The sequence below is a fragment of the Candidatus Poribacteria bacterium genome (genome assembly GCA_009839745.1).
Lineage (GTDB): Bacteria > Poribacteria > WGA-4E > WGA-4E > WGA-3G > WGA-3G.
Map to the genome: position 1 here is coordinate 70,798 of VXPE01000108.1, position 15,819 is coordinate 86,616.

17 protein-coding genes are annotated in these 15,819 nt (G+C 47.9%); 12 read left to right on the forward strand and 5 right to left on the reverse strand.

Going from position 1 to position 15,819, the window contains the following annotated elements:
* Positions 1-55 precede the first annotated feature (55 nt).
* The 12 genes from F4X88_16365 to F4X88_16420 all read left to right on the forward strand — a co-directional run bounded on the left by F4X88_16365 (position 56) and on the right by F4X88_16420 (position 9,437).
* Positions 56-274 carry a hypothetical protein gene (locus tag F4X88_16365; protein MYA57856.1) on the forward strand — a complete coding sequence of 73 codons (219 nt, stop codon included), beginning with the start codon at positions 56-58 and terminating at the stop codon, positions 272-274.
* Between the two features lie 202 nt (positions 275-476).
* Positions 477-1,325 carry a phytanoyl-CoA dioxygenase family protein gene (locus tag F4X88_16370; GenBank protein ID MYA57857.1) on the forward strand — a complete coding sequence of 283 codons (849 nt, stop codon included), beginning with the start codon at positions 477-479 and terminating at the stop codon, positions 1,323-1,325.
* Between the two features lie 31 nt (positions 1,326-1,356).
* On the forward strand, positions 1,357-2,403 hold the full coding sequence (pelA, locus tag F4X88_16375; GenBank protein MYA57858.1) for a pectate lyase: 1,047 nt from the start codon (positions 1,357-1,359) through the stop codon (positions 2,401-2,403).
* Positions 2,327-3,286: a phytanoyl-CoA dioxygenase family protein gene (locus F4X88_16380; protein ID MYA57859.1), complete on the forward strand. Its 960-nt coding sequence runs from the start codon at positions 2,327-2,329 to the stop codon at positions 3,284-3,286. Before pelA ends, F4X88_16380 begins: the two co-directional genes overlap by 77 nt.
* 209 nt (positions 3,287-3,495) lie before the next feature.
* Positions 3,496-4,284: a phytanoyl-CoA dioxygenase family protein gene (locus F4X88_16385; protein MYA57860.1), complete on the forward strand. Its 789-nt coding sequence runs from the start codon at positions 3,496-3,498 to the stop codon at positions 4,282-4,284.
* Positions 4,285-4,309: 25 nt separating this feature from the next.
* Positions 4,310-4,909 (forward strand): HD domain-containing protein, encoded by a 600-nt coding sequence (locus F4X88_16390; protein MYA57861.1) that lies wholly within the window; start codon positions 4,310-4,312, stop codon positions 4,907-4,909.
* Positions 4,910-4,969: 60 nt separating this feature from the next.
* Positions 4,970-5,416: a four helix bundle protein gene (locus F4X88_16395; GenBank protein MYA57862.1), complete on the forward strand. Its 447-nt coding sequence runs from the start codon at positions 4,970-4,972 to the stop codon at positions 5,414-5,416.
* Positions 5,417-5,538: 122 nt separating this feature from the next.
* Complete coding sequence (locus F4X88_16400; protein ID MYA57863.1) at positions 5,539-6,219, forward strand: alpha/beta hydrolase; 681 nt, start codon at positions 5,539-5,541, stop codon at positions 6,217-6,219.
* Positions 6,220-6,235: 16 nt separating this feature from the next.
* Positions 6,236-7,378 carry a mandelate racemase/muconate lactonizing enzyme family protein gene (locus tag F4X88_16405; protein MYA57864.1) on the forward strand — a complete coding sequence of 381 codons (1,143 nt, stop codon included), beginning with the start codon at positions 6,236-6,238 and terminating at the stop codon, positions 7,376-7,378.
* Positions 7,379-7,797: 419 nt separating this feature from the next.
* On the forward strand, positions 7,798-8,328 hold the full coding sequence (locus F4X88_16410; protein ID MYA57865.1) for a hypothetical protein: 531 nt from the start codon (positions 7,798-7,800) through the stop codon (positions 8,326-8,328).
* Entirely contained in the window at positions 8,325-8,582 is a 258-nt protein-coding gene (locus F4X88_16415) for a hypothetical protein (protein MYA57866.1), read from the forward strand. The genes F4X88_16410 and F4X88_16415 overlap by 4 nt, the downstream gene beginning before the upstream one ends.
* Before the next feature lie 60 nt (positions 8,583-8,642).
* Positions 8,643-9,437: a LamG domain-containing protein gene (locus F4X88_16420; protein MYA57867.1), complete on the forward strand. Its 795-nt coding sequence runs from the start codon at positions 8,643-8,645 to the stop codon at positions 9,435-9,437.
* Between the two features lie 286 nt (positions 9,438-9,723).
* Here the strand turns inward: F4X88_16420 and F4X88_16425 are convergent, their stop codons facing one another.
* The 5 genes from F4X88_16425 to F4X88_16445 form a co-directional block, all read right to left on the reverse strand.
* Positions 9,724-11,010: a TRAP transporter large permease gene (locus tag F4X88_16425; protein MYA57868.1), complete on the reverse strand. Its 1,287-nt coding sequence runs from the start codon at positions 11,008-11,010 to the stop codon at positions 9,724-9,726.
* Positions 11,010-11,537, reverse strand: coding sequence for a TRAP transporter small permease (locus F4X88_16430; protein ID MYA57869.1), 528 nt, complete (start codon positions 11,535-11,537; stop codon positions 11,010-11,012). The genes F4X88_16425 and F4X88_16430 overlap by 1 nt, the downstream gene beginning before the upstream one ends.
* Entirely contained in the window at positions 11,527-12,819 is a 1,293-nt protein-coding gene (locus tag F4X88_16435; protein ID MYA57870.1) for a DUF2088 domain-containing protein, read from the reverse strand. Before F4X88_16435 ends, F4X88_16430 begins: the two co-directional genes overlap by 11 nt.
* 117 nt (positions 12,820-12,936) lie before the next feature.
* Positions 12,937-14,187 (reverse strand): DUF2088 domain-containing protein, encoded by a 1,251-nt coding sequence (locus tag F4X88_16440; protein MYA57871.1) that lies wholly within the window; start codon positions 14,185-14,187, stop codon positions 12,937-12,939.
* Positions 14,184-15,818, reverse strand: coding sequence for a CTP synthase (locus F4X88_16445; GenBank protein MYA57872.1), 1,635 nt, complete (start codon positions 15,816-15,818; stop codon positions 14,184-14,186). Before F4X88_16445 ends, F4X88_16440 begins: the two co-directional genes overlap by 4 nt.
* Position 15,819: the final 1 nt, after the last annotated feature.

Sequence of the window (15,819 nt, forward strand, 5' to 3'; positions counted from 1 at the left end):
TAAAACTAAAATAGACTAATAGAATAACACATACACACCCCCATTTTCAAGGGAAGTGAACAGAATCTTTCAAGGCATCACACACCAAACACGGTTCAGTCGAAACGTGCTGATCATTGATGAGAACCGGAGTATCGTTATACTCAAACCTGACCGATCCCAAGTCGTCAAAAACCATTCACCCGACAGATTTAATTGGACTTACGGAGGATCAGAAACCGCACAGTTGAGCGTAATCTATGAACCAAGAGCAGAGGTGAGAGTCTGTTCATGACACCACCTACGTAGGGACATTACCAGAGAAGAAATTGTTTGAATCATAGAGAATCCTATTGTATACTTAAGTAGTAGAGTTTATGGAGTATGCAACTCAGCAACAAAAAAGAAAACTGCAGACATGTGGTCGTATATGTCGTATATAATGAATAGGCAAAAAAAGAGAAAATAAAAAAACACGAATATTAAAAGGAGAATGAATGGATACAAAAATAACAGCCGAGGAACGGAAGTTTAAACTAACGCCTGAAGAACGATCCTCTTGGGACGAAAACGGATACTTTGTCCGTTACGACGTTTTTACAAAAAAAGAAAACGACGTTTTAGCGCAAATTGCGGATGACATTGCTATCCGAAAACGCTCCTTCCCCGACTATCATATCTTTCAAAACGCTTTAGTCAGAGACGGTAAAATCGAAGCACAAGGGATCTACGCGATGCACAATATCCAATATGTGAGCTGTAATTGTTCAGAATTTCTCGCACGCACCCGTGATCCGCGGCTCACTGATCCCGTTGTTGACATACTCGGTCCAGATCTCCTCGGTCTCAATAATCTTTACATTTGGAAACCGCCAAAAATTGGTCTCGGTTTTCCGTGGCACCAAGATAAATGGTATTTTAACCATCAGTATAAGACTGGGACGACAGTCGCCACATGGACTGCTATTGATGACGCAGATAAAGACAACGGATGTCTATACGTTATCCCCGGCAGTCATAAGTATGGAGTTCGTGAGCACATTGAGCTTGAAGGTTCACAACAGGGAGAGTTTAAACAAGCGCAAGGCGCTCGTGATGAAGATGGTGTTGCGGTAGAAGTCCCTGCTGGAGCGGTCATCTATTTTAACAGCCAAGTCCTCCATAAAAGTACGGATAACCACAGTGAGCGTTTCAGACGCGCAAACATCGCACATTATATCAGTGCCAAAGCAGAATGGACACGTCCGGAGGCTGTAAATAAAAAACGACCTCCCATGTGGATTCGGGGTGAAACCTATCCCGGTATGGCAGATGAAGTTCAATGGAACGTTATATCAATTCTATAATCCGATTGATTACTAACGAAAGAGTACTATCATGAAACTACGACTGACTACCATCTATGTCTTGCTTCTTTTAGTTCTGTCATCTTCCGATGCAACCGTTCCTTCTCGATATACCAAGCAATCCGTTGAATGGTTCCAGAGCGCGGAAGGTCGCCGTATTGCCGACAACGTCCTCACGTGGCAGACACCGCACGGCGGTTGGCCCAAAAATAGAGACACCGCATCTGAACCGTTTGATGGTAAGAGTGAGGATCTGCACGCAACGTTTGACAACGGTGCGACCACTAACGAACTGCGGTTTCTTGCCCGTGCGTTTCGTGCGACAAACGAGCCACGCTACCAACAAGCATTTCTCAAAGGTCTTTCTCATATCCTTGAAGCGCAATACCCAAATGGCGGGTGGCCGCAGTTTTATCCGCTAAGCAAAAGTTACCATCGTCACATCACATTCAATGACAATGTTATGGTCCGCATTCTTGAACTTCTCCGAGATGTCTCTGAATCTTCCGACTATCGATTCCTGAAAACGGAGTACCGCCCTAAGGCTGAAGCTGCTGTAACCAAGGGCATTGACTGCATCCTGCGCACCCAAATCAAGCAGAATGGCAAACTCACCGTTTGGTGCGCGCAGCATGACGTGAAAACGCTTGAGCCTGCATGGGCACGTTCCTATGAGCCACCATCGCTCTCAGGTGCTGAAAGCGTCGGCATCGTGCGATTCCTGATGTCAGTCGAAGAACCCACGCCAGCGATCATCGCCGCTGTCGAAGGATCCATTGAGTGGTTCAGGAGCGTCGCTATCCACGGCATGCGTTTTGACGAGTTCACCGACGCAGCGGGGAAGGATGATAAGCGGGTCGTAGCGGATCCCGACGCGGGACCGCTCTGGGCGCGTTTCTACGAGATCGGCAGTAACCGTCCAATCTTTCTTGACCGCGACTCCGTGGTCCGCTACTCGTTATCCGAGATTGGGCAGGAACGCCGCGGTGGATACGACTACTATGGTGGTTGGGCCACCAGGCTCCTCGCAAATGAGTACCCACGGTGGAGAGAAAAGCACAAGTTCCCAAAGGAATGACCGAACTATATCAATAGGAGAATTAATGGGCACAAAAACAGCATCTGAGGAACGAAAGTTTAGACTGACACCTGAAGAACGATCTTCTTGGAACGAAAACGGATACTTTGTCCGATTCAACGTTTTCACCAAAGAGGAAAACGACGTGCTACGTCAAATCGCGGACGACATTGCTGTCGGAAAACGACCTTTCCCGAGGGGGAATATCGATCAAAACGCATTGGTCAGAGACGAAAAAGTTGAAGCCTCTGGTATCCACGCGATGCACAAAATCCATCATGTGAGCTGTTATTGTCCTGAATTCCTTGCACGTGTGCGTGACTGGCGTCTAACGGATCCAATTGTGGATTTACTCGGTCCGGATCTCCTCGGTCTTAACAATCTGTATATCTGGAAAGCACCCAAGATCGGTTTAGGGTTCCCGTGGCATCAAGATAAATGGTATTTTAACCACCAGTATAGAACTGAAATGACAGTCGGAACATGGACAGCGATTGATACAGCAGATAAAGACAACGGTTGCCTATATGTTATCCCCGGTAGCCACAAATATGGCATTCTTAAACATGAGGACTTGGAAGGTTCACAACAGAATGAGTTTAAGATAGCGCGCGATGCCAACGACGAAGATGGTGTTGCCGTTGAAGTACCACTTGGAGCGGTCGTTTGGTTCAACAATCAACTCCTGCATAAAAGCACGGATAACCACAGTCTGCGCTTTCGACGGTGTAATGTTGCCCATTATATCGGGGCAAATGCGGAACGTATACCTAAAAAGGATGGCAAAAATATCCGTCCTGTCATGTGGATTACAGGGGAAACATACTCAGAAAAGATGGAACCCGTCTATCGTGACGTTTTACCCATTTCGGACTCCGATTGAAAATACCGATGGCAAGTTTAGGCACGGCTGATAGGAAACAGGGTTCGTTGTAGGAGATCGCCGGTATAAATCGCATTGGGTAAAACTTCACACTCCGCCCAATAGCCTGGGCATTTGCTTACCTATTTCCGTTCCCAAGTTCCTAAACTTGACAAAAAATTCGGCATACGTTACACTTGTAGTCAAGAGCATTATCGCCAAGGAAGAGGATTATGTCTTACATGAATCCAGAGTTTCGTAGAGACTGGAAAAACAAGGGTTACCTCAAGATCCCCGGCTTTTTCTCTGCCGAAGAGGTGAACGATCTACAGGACTGGGTCTCTGAAATTTCAGGCTGGAAATCGACACCCGACAAGTGGATGCATCACTACGAATCCACGCCAGCCGGACCGCGGCTCTCTCGTTCAGAAAATTTCGTGCCGTATCACATCGGTATGAAAACCACTGTGACACGTGGTAAAGTATTGGATGTCGTTTCCGAGTTGATGGATGAACCCGCAGTCCTCTACAAGGAGAAAATTAACTACAAGTATCCCGGGGGCGGTGGTTACGCTGCCCATCAGGACGCACCCGCTTACGAATTTATTAACTACCATATCACGTGTCTGATTTCAGTGGACCCAGCAACCTCCGAAAGCGGTTGTCTTTACGTCGCACCGGGTAGGCACAAGGAAGGATTCATCGCACTGGACGAAAAGGGATGTGTTGCCCCCGAAACCGCTGCAACGATGAAGTGGGTCGCGGTGCCAACAGCTCCAGGCGACATTCTTCTCTTCGGTTCTTACATTCCGCACAAAAGCCCGAGTAACCGTTCAGATCGACCCAGACGCATTATCTATCTCACCTATAATGCCAATTCCCAAGGCGACTGGCGTGAACAGTATTACGCAGACAAGCGGCAAGCTTTCTCGCAATACGCAAAAGATGGCTCAAACCGAGACAAACAGATTAGCAAAATCGCACATTTTCAAGGGAGATCCGTGAATCATGACTTTTGATAAAAAATCTCAGCTTTCCGGCGATATTGAAAAGTACATTGATCCAAGTCTGGCGCAGGAAATGACAAGCGGCACAGCGGAGCAAAAGGTTGCCGTGCTGTTTCGTTATATCGAAAAACGTGGGCAGTCGTTCTACGATGAAGTCGTAACGCAACTGGAACACGCTCTCCAATGTGCTGCCCTCGCGCAACAGAATGGCGCAAGTGTTACGCTGATTACAGGCGCATTACTCCACGATGTCGGACATATCATTTTAGATGAACACAATGCCGATAGAGCCTTCCTTGATACCGACCTGACACACGAAGAGGTCGGCGCGCAGTATATGGAACCCTTTTTCCCGGAAGCCGTTACAACTCCGATCCGACTGCATGTTCCCGCAAAAAGGTATCTCTGCACAACTGATGCCTCTTACCATGACGGGTTATCCGAGGCATCAAAAAGGAGTTTCAGACTTCAGGGCGGTATTATGTCGGACGAGGAGCGAAACGCTTTTGAACAGATCCCTCATTTTCAGGACGCACTCACTTTACGGCGATGGGATGATCTCGCAAAGGTGAAAGGGCTGGAGACTGCTGCGTTAGCAACCTATCGAGACATCGTGCAGCAGTGCTTAATCGGTTAATTAAGAAAAGTTTGCAAGTGTGCTAAAGTTTGCAAGTGTGCTAAGGTTTGCCAGGGATTTTTGATGCAATCAAGTAGCTCCTACCAACTTTACAACTTTTTAGAAATCTCAGCACATTTTAGTAGAACATGTTACACACTTTATTTTATGAACAACAAAGAATTTGCGAAACAGTTAGAGAAACGGACGCAAAAGTTCGCTGCAAATATTGTTCTTCTCTCTAAAAAAGTTCCGCATACACCAGAAGGGCGACGAATTAGAGATCAATTAACAGGTTCTGGTACTTCTATTGGTGCCAATTATCGGGAAGCGAATCGCGCGAGAAGTCTCCGGGATTTCCGCAATAAAATGCACATTTGTGAGGGAGAATGCTCCGAGACACAATACTGGCTTGAAGTTATTGTCGATGCCAAAATGCTGGAGTGGGAGGTTGTAAAACCGATGTACGAAGAATGCAGCGAGATCCTGGGTATTTTCACCTCTGCGAATGCAAAGCTTAATCACTAACTAACGGGTTTGCAAGTGTGCTAAAGTTTACAAGGGATTTTTAACACAGCCAAATAACTCTTGCCAACTTTACAACTTTACAGATTTTAGTACACTTCGCAACTTTTTTCGAGGTGTAAAAAATGAGTTACGAAGCAATCGAATCGAAATTTATCGCAACGCCAGAAAAAGGCGAGGTGTCCTCAATACTCATACGTCCGGACAACGCCAAATGGTTGCTCGTTCTGGGACATGGCGCAGGCACAAACATGCGGCACTCAACGCTCCAGACGATTGCCGACAGGTTGGCAGATATAGGCATCGCTACATTCCGTTATCAATTTCCTTATATGGAACGTGGCGGCGGTGGGAGAGAAGCGCAAGCCGTGGCTCTGGCAACCGTGCGGTCTGCAGTCGCAGCTGCATACGCGGCGGCAGGTGATGTCTCAATTCTTGTTGGAGGACATTCTTATAGCGGACGTATGTCGTCACTTACAGCGGCAGAAGCCCCCATCGAACACGTCCGCGGTCTCGTATTCTTCGCGTTCCCACTGCATCCTTCTGGACGTGAGGGAACAGAACGTGCCGATCACCTTGCTGATGTTACTGTGCCAATGCTATTTTTATCTGGCACCCGCGATAAGTTGGCGGTACTCGACCTATTAGAACCGGTTTGCGAAAACCTTGGGGACAAGGCGACTTTGCATCTATTAGACACAGCAGATCACGGGTTCAAAGTGCTTAAACGCTCCCGTAAATCTGATGAGGATGTCTTTGTAGAGATGGCGCGAGTCCTCAGTGAATGGGTCGAGACATTGGATTGAAACCTTTGTAAAAAAAATGAATTCACATTCTTTCAAAATCGTCGCCATTGAAAGCGAACTTTACGAATGGGATAAGCCACCGATTTGGAACGGCATGCACGTCTACGATAAAGGTAGACTCCATCTCGTTAAAGTTACCTCCCGAAATGGAAGTGACGCATTCGTTGGATACGGCTTCAATGGTGGCACCGCCGCGACGCGTCCCCTCCACCTGTTTCCAATGTATGTAGATCTGTTCCGCCCCGCTTTGATCGGACGTGATGTAACGGATACCGCTTACGTCTCTCGGTTAGCCGAGAACTACAAAATCTATGGACCCGGCGGCTATCATACGCAGGTTTTGGCAGCGATAAACCAAGCATGTTGGGATATCCGCGGGAAGATAGAGGGAAAATCCGTTCACGCCCTGCTGGGTGGCACCCAAGAACGCATCCGCACCTACATTGCCGGTGGCTATTACGGTAGGGATAAGGGGTTTGATGAACTTCGTGAGGAAATGACACGCAACATAAACGAATTCAATGCCACTGCAGTCAAGATGAAGATTGGAGATCCAGCGGCTGGACTTGAGACAGACATCAAACGGATTGAGGCAGTCCGCGAAACCATCGGTTCCGATACAACCCTAATGGTAGACGCAAATTGTGCATGGTCGGTTGAAAAGGCATCCGAGTGCCTTCCGATCCTTCAAGCAAACAACGTTTTCTGGTTTGAAGAACCGATCCATAGCCATGACTACAGAGGACATAGGGCACTCCGCGAAATAGCACAAGAGTATGGGATACAAATTGCCACTGGAGAAAACGGATATGGGTTACACTATTTTCAAACACTTATTGATTATGAAGGCGCGGACGTTTTCAATCTGGATGTCGCTATCCTTCCTGGCTATGAGCCAGCGTTGCAAGTAGTCGAGGAAGCATTGACAGCCGAAAAATTGATTGCCCCCCACGGCGCACAAGAATTGCAAATCCATATCGCTGCAAGCCGAGATAACGGTTTGATGTTAGAGTATTACCCACCCGCTGTTGATCCATTACGTGGTGAAATGTTTCTCCCAACGATGGTTTTAGAATCCGATGGACATGTCACAGTTCCGACTCGACCCGGGATCGGTTTCGTTCCCAACTGGGAATTGCTAAAGCATCACCGTATCTAACCATTCTCTGCTTATGCCATTTTTCCTTGAAAACTTTTCAATAGGATTCTAACGGGAAAGCCGAATTGTAGCATAGGAAACCCTTGGTCTCCTGTGCGGTCTTGTTACCCTTCTATAGCGAAGCGTGTTAGTATGCTGGTTCACTTCATTTCATCCCAAGGAAATTAAAAAGTCTGTTACTGAATTCCTGATTCTTTCGTTACCTAATAACAGTAGGACTTACGCATTCCCTCTTAAAGTCCCCCTGATAAGGGGGATTCAGGGGGTTAAATCACTGAAATAACGCCTTTTTGAGTGAAATATATCGCTTTTTTATGCAATTTGTGTAAGTCCTGAACAGATTAAATCTGTGTGATTACACACGAAGGTACCTACTACTTACTTGTAACGGAATGCATTCCCAAAAGGAGATCCATATAATGGATAGAACAGCTGTGGATTATCAGAAAGACCTTCTCTGGCAGACAGCACTTGAAACCTTCTACCGCGTCGCTTACGCCGAAAGCCTTATGACCTCCGCACTTCAAAGGTGGAAACCCGTAGATGGAGTCATCAAAAGCATCGTGACGATCGCCACTATCGCCTCAGTCATGGTCGGATGGATGGCATGGGGCACACCAGCAGGAAAAATAACATGGCTACCCATCGCAGGCTGTGCCGCATTTTTAGCACTGCTGCATGTCATTCTTAAGATTTCGGACCGCGTCGCAGATTTGAGTCACAATGAACAGTATTTCAAAAGTTTGCGCCTCAATATGGAACGGTTTATCTATGAAATGGAAGCCAATCCTGACTTCCCGTTAGAGCAGTTTAAAGTCACATTTGAACAGTATCGAGAATGGTTATTGGTGGGCTCGCAAATGCTAAAGGACGATTTTCTTTTAACGCGTAGACACCGCCAGAAGGTTCAGGAAAAGTTAAACCAACAGATGGGAGATATGATTGTATGAAAGAACAACCTATTGAAACCAGGGAACATGTCATTGGGCATTCAATAGGGCAACGCCCAATACACACCAGTTACGAACCACCGGGACCGATGCCACAGTTTCGGCCCCGTCCGAAAGTGAGTCCAGCATCACCACAACCCCAATCCGTTCCGAAACGGCTCCTAAACGCGGCATCGACTGTGAAAGCAACGCGGAAGGCCGCGCCAGAGGCATCTGCGAAAAAAGAAACCATGCCGACGCAGAAAAGGGGTTGACTTAATTTATAATTTCTGCTAAAATCCTCTCAATATTAAAATAATGGGAGGTTAAGAGTTGTGAGACTGGTTTACCTATTTTTGCTTATGAGTGTATTTGTCGTGGGGTCTGTGTTTGCTGGAATCCCTGACGATAAAGATTTACTTATGTGGATCGGCGAGGGCAGTGGAAACAAAGCAGTTGACGGCACCGGAAACGGGAATGACGGCACTTTCCATGGGAATGCCAAATGGGTTGGCGACGGAAAATACCAAGCCGGAATCTCCCTCAAAGGCGCAGAAACTTACATGGAAGTTCCCGACGTTATCGCTGAGGCGGGCAGTCTGCTGTTCTGGTTCAAACCCGATTGGAACGGCAAGGATGGCGACGATTACCGGATTTTTGATGCCAGTTTGGGTCCCATCTACTTCTTCGTCTCCAAGGGTGCGAATCACGCCGACATCAACCCCGAAGACTTCGGTTTCTATTTTGAGGCAGCGGACGATGCCGATTGGCAGGATGTTGAATTTGATCCGGCAGGAATCATAACAAAAGATAAATGGTTTCATGTCGCCGCGACGTGGGATTTCGATGGTGGAAACCCGTTCCTATACATTGACGGTAAAGAAGCCGCAACCAGTGGCAAGAAAATCACTGGCGGTTTCCCCGCACTTCACGAAAAACCGAGATTCGGGTGGGAAACAATTCCGTATATCCCTTTCAAAAACGGCGCAGAAGGGGTCATTGATGAAATCTCTTTTTGGCAGCGCGCCCTTGAGGAAGCAGAGATACAAGAAATGATGGAGGTCAGTCTGGACGTTGAAGCGGCGGGAAAACTCGCTGTTACATGGGGTGAACTGAAAACAAGACAATAATAGTGCAGCTGAATCAGCCCTACGCTTGAATATTCATGTTCATGCCTATGTCATCAAAGCATATATAGATAAGTCTGGTGATTCTATCGCTAGACTTATTTATTTTAACCCAAGTTATTCCTAACAGATGTTGTGCCTTCCAGAAGGGTTTTTTAGTCTCTTTCCCCACCCCGTAGGGGTGCTATGTCTATAGAAAGCGATGTATTTGAGTGATCGCACCTGTAGGGGTGCTACGTCTATAGATAGACAGCAACTCGCGTTATTTTAAGACAAGACGCTATTGGACTCAGAAAAGTGGTTGCGGTGTTTTTCCAAGCGCCCGCGGTAGCCAGAGGCTCAACTCCGGGACATACGTCACCAACACAAGTGCTATCATCAACAACGCAATAAACAATAGCACAGAGCGATACAGCAGCAAGACGGATCGATCAAACTTCATGCTTGAGATGAACAGATTCATTCCTACCGGCGGGGTCAAATAACCGATTTCAAGGTTCGTTAAGACAATAATACCGAGATGCGCCTTATCAATTCCAAATTCCTCAGCGATAGGGAGCAGCAACGGCACAACGATAATCACCGCTGAAAAGATGTCCATCAGACACCCAACAATCAGTAGGAATATATTCAGCCCAATCAGCGTGATGACACGGCTTTCCGTTGTTGACTGAATCCAATCAAGGACAGTCATAGGCACATCAAGCGTGATCAGGTAGTTTGTCAACCCTAAAGCGACACCGAGAATAATGAGGATCGCGCCTACAAGCACTGTGCTTTCCTTGACGATACGTGGCAACACTCGCAACGAAATAGAACGGTGGATACCAATCTCTACGATACAGGCATAGAGGGCTGTTAATGCCGCCGCTTCGTCCAGTGTAACGATACCGGATAGGATGCCTCCTAACACAATAAACGGCAGCAGCATCTCCCACTTCGCTTCCCAGAGCGTTCGCAGGAAAACTCGCCAATCAAACGGAGTTGTCTCTGTCCGTTTGAAGAGACTCCACCCGCAACTATAGAAGCTCAGTATGGCGAGAATCAGAATCCCGGGAAGGATACCTGCAAGGAACATCCTGTCGATACGCACTTGGGCGATAATCGCGTACAGGATAAGGGGGACACTCGGAGGGAACAATAACCCGATACTCCCAGAAGCCGTCACCAAGCCCAGTGAAAATCTTTCATTATACGTCTGTCGTAGAATCGGATAGAGCAATCCACCCAGGGCAATAATCGTTATGCCCGATGCCCCGGTGAAAGTTGTAAAGAACGCACAGGTAAAGAGCACGACGACAGCAATACCACCCGGTAACCAACCCACACTCGCGCGCGCAAACGCAACCAATCTTTGGGGTGCCTTCCCTTCAGCGACTATATATCCCGCGAAAGTGAAGAGCGGGATAATGAGTATCGTTGAATTCCGTGTGAGCCGGTTGAAATCGATCAGAATTGTTGAAATCGGTTCGCCTGCTGTCGCGTATCCGATAATCGAAGCACCACCCAGTAACACAAAAAGTGCACCCCCGAAAAGCGCGAACCCAACCAATCCAATGCCGATTATTAATCCCATTAATCCGATTCTCCTTCGACAGGGTTTGGTGTCCGTTCATCACCCATTAAGTGGATGCCAATTTGGAGGAAGAGATGGATGCCGATGAGGACAAAACCATACGGAATAATAGCTTTCGCCCACCACAACGGAACACTTCCAATTAATACAGCCTCGCTCAATTGCTCATCATGTAAAAAGCTAAAGCCGTAATATGCCAGAATTCCAACGACAATCAAAGCGAGGCAATCGATAATAAAATTGCTCCAGCGCGTGATTCTTTCGGGGAGTATCCGACTGAGGACATCAATGCTGATGTGCCTTCTTTCGCAAGTAGCCAGGGCAGCCCCTAAAAGGCATAGCCAAAGCGTTAAATGCTGAAGCATTATATCGCTCCACAATAGACTTGCACTGAACACGTAACGCATGACGATTTTGAGAATCGCGAGTCCTAACATCATCGCGATAATAAGACACAGCAAACCGGTTTCAATTTTACCCAAGAACGTATTAATATTCTGGAGGGAGGATTTTAATTTATGATTCATTTGCGAGTACTTGGATGCCAGCGGCTGGCAGGACAGCAACCTTCGCTTGTGCGGGGAGTCTTTCTGCAAACAAAGCAATCAACTGCTCCAGATCTCGGAAAAGGAGCGCGCCCGGATGCTTCTTGTAAAAATCGTCTACCAAGAAGTGTTCCGACCAGACGTGTAGCTGCTCTTGAGTGCCGAGTTGTGGGGCTGGTAGTTCAGACGCTGCCCGTTCCGCCTGCTGCTGTAGGAAGCGGGTATAATCAATCTGTTCAAATAAACCGTGGTAACAGATGCCATCACTCGCCGGATTGAGTGCCATGCTGTGTGCCTTCTCAAAATGCGAGAGTGCCCACATCGCCTTACCCGTTTGAATCGGGTCGCTGTCAAGCGGATAGCAGTTAAGCACGACCAGATCGGTCTCTTTTCGGCTTGCCTCCGGTATCTCTGTGCCGTAGGTGTCCAAAGCGAAGTATGCTCCCTTGCGGTGTGCCTGCACAAAATCACCCACGAACAGCCCACAAATTTCCCGACGGCTATTGAGCACAACGTTAGCGATAACGTCAAGACCGAGAACACCCGCCACGGCTTCGGAGAAATCGCGATGATCCGGCTCGCTCCCTCTTCTTTCAATCACAGCGTGCCCACGTCCCGGCGAAAAGGTATGGAAATAGAACATCGTCGCGAAACCAGCAATCCCCGGGACAACTAACTTCGCACCACCGCCGAAACCGACGGAACCGTGTGGATAGATGCCGCCCAAACAAATCTTGAAATCCGCATCTGCAACAACACGATTCAGATAGATCGGCATACCGTTATCAAGGTTTCCCAAGGCACGTAGATCCCCACTCATAAAGTCGTGGCTTGTCGCTTCATATTCAGCCGCAATATCCGCTCCGATCTTTTTTGCAACCTCTTCATCAGTGAGTGGACGGTGTGAACCGCCACCGACAACAAATCGTATCTCAGATTTCGGGACACCTGCCGCAGTTAACTCACGTAGGAGAAACGGAATAACGCTCGCAGCAGGCGTCGGACGGCTCAAGTCATCTACGATAATAGCAGCACTCTTCTTACCTTTTGACAATTCCGAAATTTGGGGGGTGCCGATCGGTTCGGCAAATGCACGTTCAATTTGGGTATCAGAAAGTGCAGGGGCATCTTTCGGACCCAACGTTTCTACTTCCCAGCCGGTCGGAAAATTCAGCGTCAGTTCCTCGTCTCCGTACCAAGCACGGGAGTATACTGTAGCAGTGTTGTTCATAGTTGCCCTCCATTTGTGGATCACAAAATGCATAAAAGAGAAGATGTATCCTGTCCAGTTACAGGAACATTCGTGCTGTTACAAGGGGTTTAATATCGCTATCTCTCATAGCCGAACAGATAATAAGCCAAGGACTTTACCGCGGAGCGTTTACGTGAGGACCTGTATTCCGCCTACAGATAAAATAGCAACTCTGGCGTGTGTCGGAAGTTTCTCCGCGAACAATTGAATCAGTCCTTCAATATCCCGGAAAAGAAGGGATGCTGGATACTCTTTGTAGAAGTCGTCCGCCAAAAAATGCTCAGACCAAACATGGAGTTGCCCACGCCGTCCGATCGGCTGCGGAGGGGCTTCCGGTGGCGTCTGTGCCGCTCGTTGTCGCAGATAGCGTGCGTAATCGATTCGGTCGAACAACCCGTGGTAGCAGCTGCTATCGCTCGCGGGATAGAGTGCTATCGTGTAAGCGTTTTCAAAATAGCTTAAAGCCGCCAATGCCTTATCAAGTTGAATCGCATCAGCATCGAGGGGATAGCAATTAATCACCACCAGATCTGTTTCTTTTCGAGTTGTTTCTGGTATGACTGTCTCATAGGTATCCATCGCGAAATGCGCACCTTTACGATGCGCCTTAATAAAATCACCGACAAACAGTCCACAGATTTCACGACGGCTATTAAGCACAACGTTGGCGATCATATCAAGACCGAGAACACCTGCTGCCAGTTCGGCACTGTCGCGACGATCCGGCTCATCACTCTGTCCCTCAATCACAGCGGGTCCGCGCCCCGGTGGAAAAGTATGGAAATAGAACATTGTGGTAAAACCTGCGATACCGGGGACAATGAGTTTCGCGCCGCCGCTAAAGCCAACGGAACTGTGGGGATAGATGCCACCGAGACAAATTTTAAAATCCGCGTCCGCGACGGTCCGATTCAGATACACCGGCATGCCGTTCTCAAGGTTGCCAAATGCACGGAGGTCCCCACTCATAAAGTTATGATTGGTTACCTCGTATGCAGCAGCAATATCTGCCCCAACCTTTTTCACTATATCTTCATCGGTGAGAGGTCGGTGGGCACCGATGCCAGCAACAAACCGAATTTCAGATTTCGGAACACCCGCCTCGGTTAACTCGCGTAAAATAAATGGAATAACTTGTGCAGCCGGGGTTGGACGACTCAGGTCATCCACAATAATAGCAGCACTCTTCTTACCTTTTGCCAACGCCGAAATCCGAGGGGTGCCGATTGGTTCGGCGAATGCGCGTTCAATTTGGGCATCAGAAAGCGCAGGTGCATCTTTCGGACCCAATACCTCTACTTCCCAACCGGTCGGAAAATTCAGCGTTAGTTCTGCATCTCCGTACCAAGCCCGGGTGCGCACTGTCGCAGTATTCTTCATCGTTCCTGTTCCTTGTCAGCGTGATTGGCGTTGCATTGGTGGAAGAGTACCGCCGCGATAAAATCTCGGAAGAGTGGATGCGGCGCGAGTGGTTTCGATTGAAATTCGGGGTGGAACTGCGAACCTACCATCCATGGATGCTCGGTCACCTCAGCAATTTCGACGAGGCTCTCATCCGGCGACAGGCCGCTGAAACAGAGCCCTGCGGATTCTAATTGTGATCGGTATTGGTTGTTCAATTCATAGCGATGACGGTGCCGTTCTACAATGATGGGTTGTTGATAAGCGGCATAACTGTTGGTATTCTCTTTGAGGACGCACGGATAATGTCCAAGTCGCATTGTTGCACCGAGGTCAGCAACCGCGCGCTGGTCATGCATTAAATCTATAACCGGATAAGGCGTTTCTTCATTTACTTCCGTGCTGTTTGCGTTTTTTAGTTTCGTAACGTGTCGAGCAAACTCAATCACCAGACACTGCATGCCAAGGCACAATCCCAAATATGGTATCTTATTTTCACGGGCGTATCTTGCGGCTACCAACATCCCTTCAATCCCGCGATAGCCGAATCCGCCTGGAACCAGGATCCCGTCGGCGTTCTGAAAAACACTATCAAGGTCTGGCTGTTCTGTGAGCGATTCAGCTTCTATCCACGCAATTTCAACGGAGGCTTCGTTAGCAATTCCACCATGCTTGAGTGCCTCTTGGACACTGATATAGGCATCGCTGCCGGTTGTGTATTTTCCAACAATGGCGACTCGGGCTTTCTGATTCGGATTTTTGAGTTTTTCAACCATGGCGACCCATTCAGCATCCATCGGTGGGCGTGCTTCGAGCCCAAGTCTTTTCAAAACGAGATGTCCCATGCCTTGTCGTTCAAAATTGAGCGGGATTTCATCTACACATTTTGTGTCCAATCCTTCAAAAATATAGTTTTCGTTAATACCACAGAGGAGCGCAATTTTCTGTCGAAATGCCTCATCCAGCGACTGGCTGGTCCGACATAACAAGAGATCCGGCTGGACCCCCAACTCTTGAAGTTTGCGAATACTGTGCTGGGTCGGTTTGCTCTTGCTTTCGCCATTCGGTAAGGTATAGATGAGAGAGACATGGAGAAACAGTGTATTCTCACGTCCTACCTCAACTGCCATCTGACGGATCGCTTCAACAAAAGGCGGCATTTCAAAATCACCAATCGTTCCACCTATCTCTGTAATGACGATTTCCGCTTCGTTATCCTTCCCAATCTGATAGATACGGCGTTTGATTTCATCGGTAATATGTGGGATCAGTTGCACGGTTTCACCGAGGTAGTCCCCCCGCCGTTCTTTTGCGATCACTTCACTATAGACGGAACCGGTAGTAAAGTTGGAATACTTATTCAAGTCGATGCCGAGAAATCGCTCATAGTTACCTATGTCCAGATCGGTTTCTGCGCCATCGTGGGTAACGAAAACCTCGCCATGTTGGAACGGATTCATCACCCCCGCATCTACGTTGAGATATGGATCAATCTTGACGACAATCACCTTAAACCCGCGGTTGATGAGGAGTCTGCCAAGAGACGCGGTTGTGATCCCTTTACCGATACCTGAGATAACTCCGCCCGTTACAAAAATATATTTTGTCATG

What these genes read in the sequence shown, in the direction of transcription:
- F4X88_16370 (MYA57857.1), top strand. Translation starts at nt 477, where the DNA reads ATGGATACAAAAATAACAGCCGAGGAACGGAAGTTTAAACTAACGCCT.
- pelA (MYA57858.1), top strand. Translation starts at nt 1,357, where the DNA reads ATGAAACTACGACTGACTACCATCTATGTCTTGCTTCTTTTAGTTCTG.
- F4X88_16380 (MYA57859.1), top strand. Translation starts at nt 2,327, where the DNA reads ATGGTGGTTGGGCCACCAGGCTCCTCGCAAATGAGTACCCACGGTGGA.
- F4X88_16400 (MYA57863.1), top strand. Translation starts at nt 5,539, where the DNA reads ATGAGTTACGAAGCAATCGAATCGAAATTTATCGCAACGCCAGAAAAA.
- F4X88_16405 (MYA57864.1), top strand. Translation starts at nt 6,236, where the DNA reads ATGAATTCACATTCTTTCAAAATCGTCGCCATTGAAAGCGAACTTTAC.
- F4X88_16410 (MYA57865.1), top strand. Translation starts at nt 7,798, where the DNA reads ATGGATAGAACAGCTGTGGATTATCAGAAAGACCTTCTCTGGCAGACA.
- F4X88_16415 (MYA57866.1), top strand. Translation starts at nt 8,325, where the DNA reads ATGAAAGAACAACCTATTGAAACCAGGGAACATGTCATTGGGCATTCA.
- F4X88_16425 (MYA57868.1), bottom strand. Translation starts at nt 11,010, where the DNA reads ATGGGATTAATAATCGGCATTGGATTGGTTGGGTTCGCGCTTTTCGGG.
- F4X88_16430 (MYA57869.1), bottom strand. Translation starts at nt 11,537, where the DNA reads ATGAATCATAAATTAAAATCCTCCCTCCAGAATATTAATACGTTCTTG.
- F4X88_16435 (MYA57870.1), bottom strand. Translation starts at nt 12,819, where the DNA reads ATGCATTTTGTGATCCACAAATGGAGGGCAACTATGAACAACACTGCT.
- F4X88_16440 (MYA57871.1), bottom strand. Translation starts at nt 14,187, where the DNA reads ATGAAGAATACTGCGACAGTGCGCACCCGGGCTTGGTACGGAGATGCA.
- F4X88_16445 (MYA57872.1), bottom strand. Translation starts at nt 15,818, where the DNA reads ATGACAAAATATATTTTTGTAACGGGCGGAGTTATCTCAGGTATCGGT.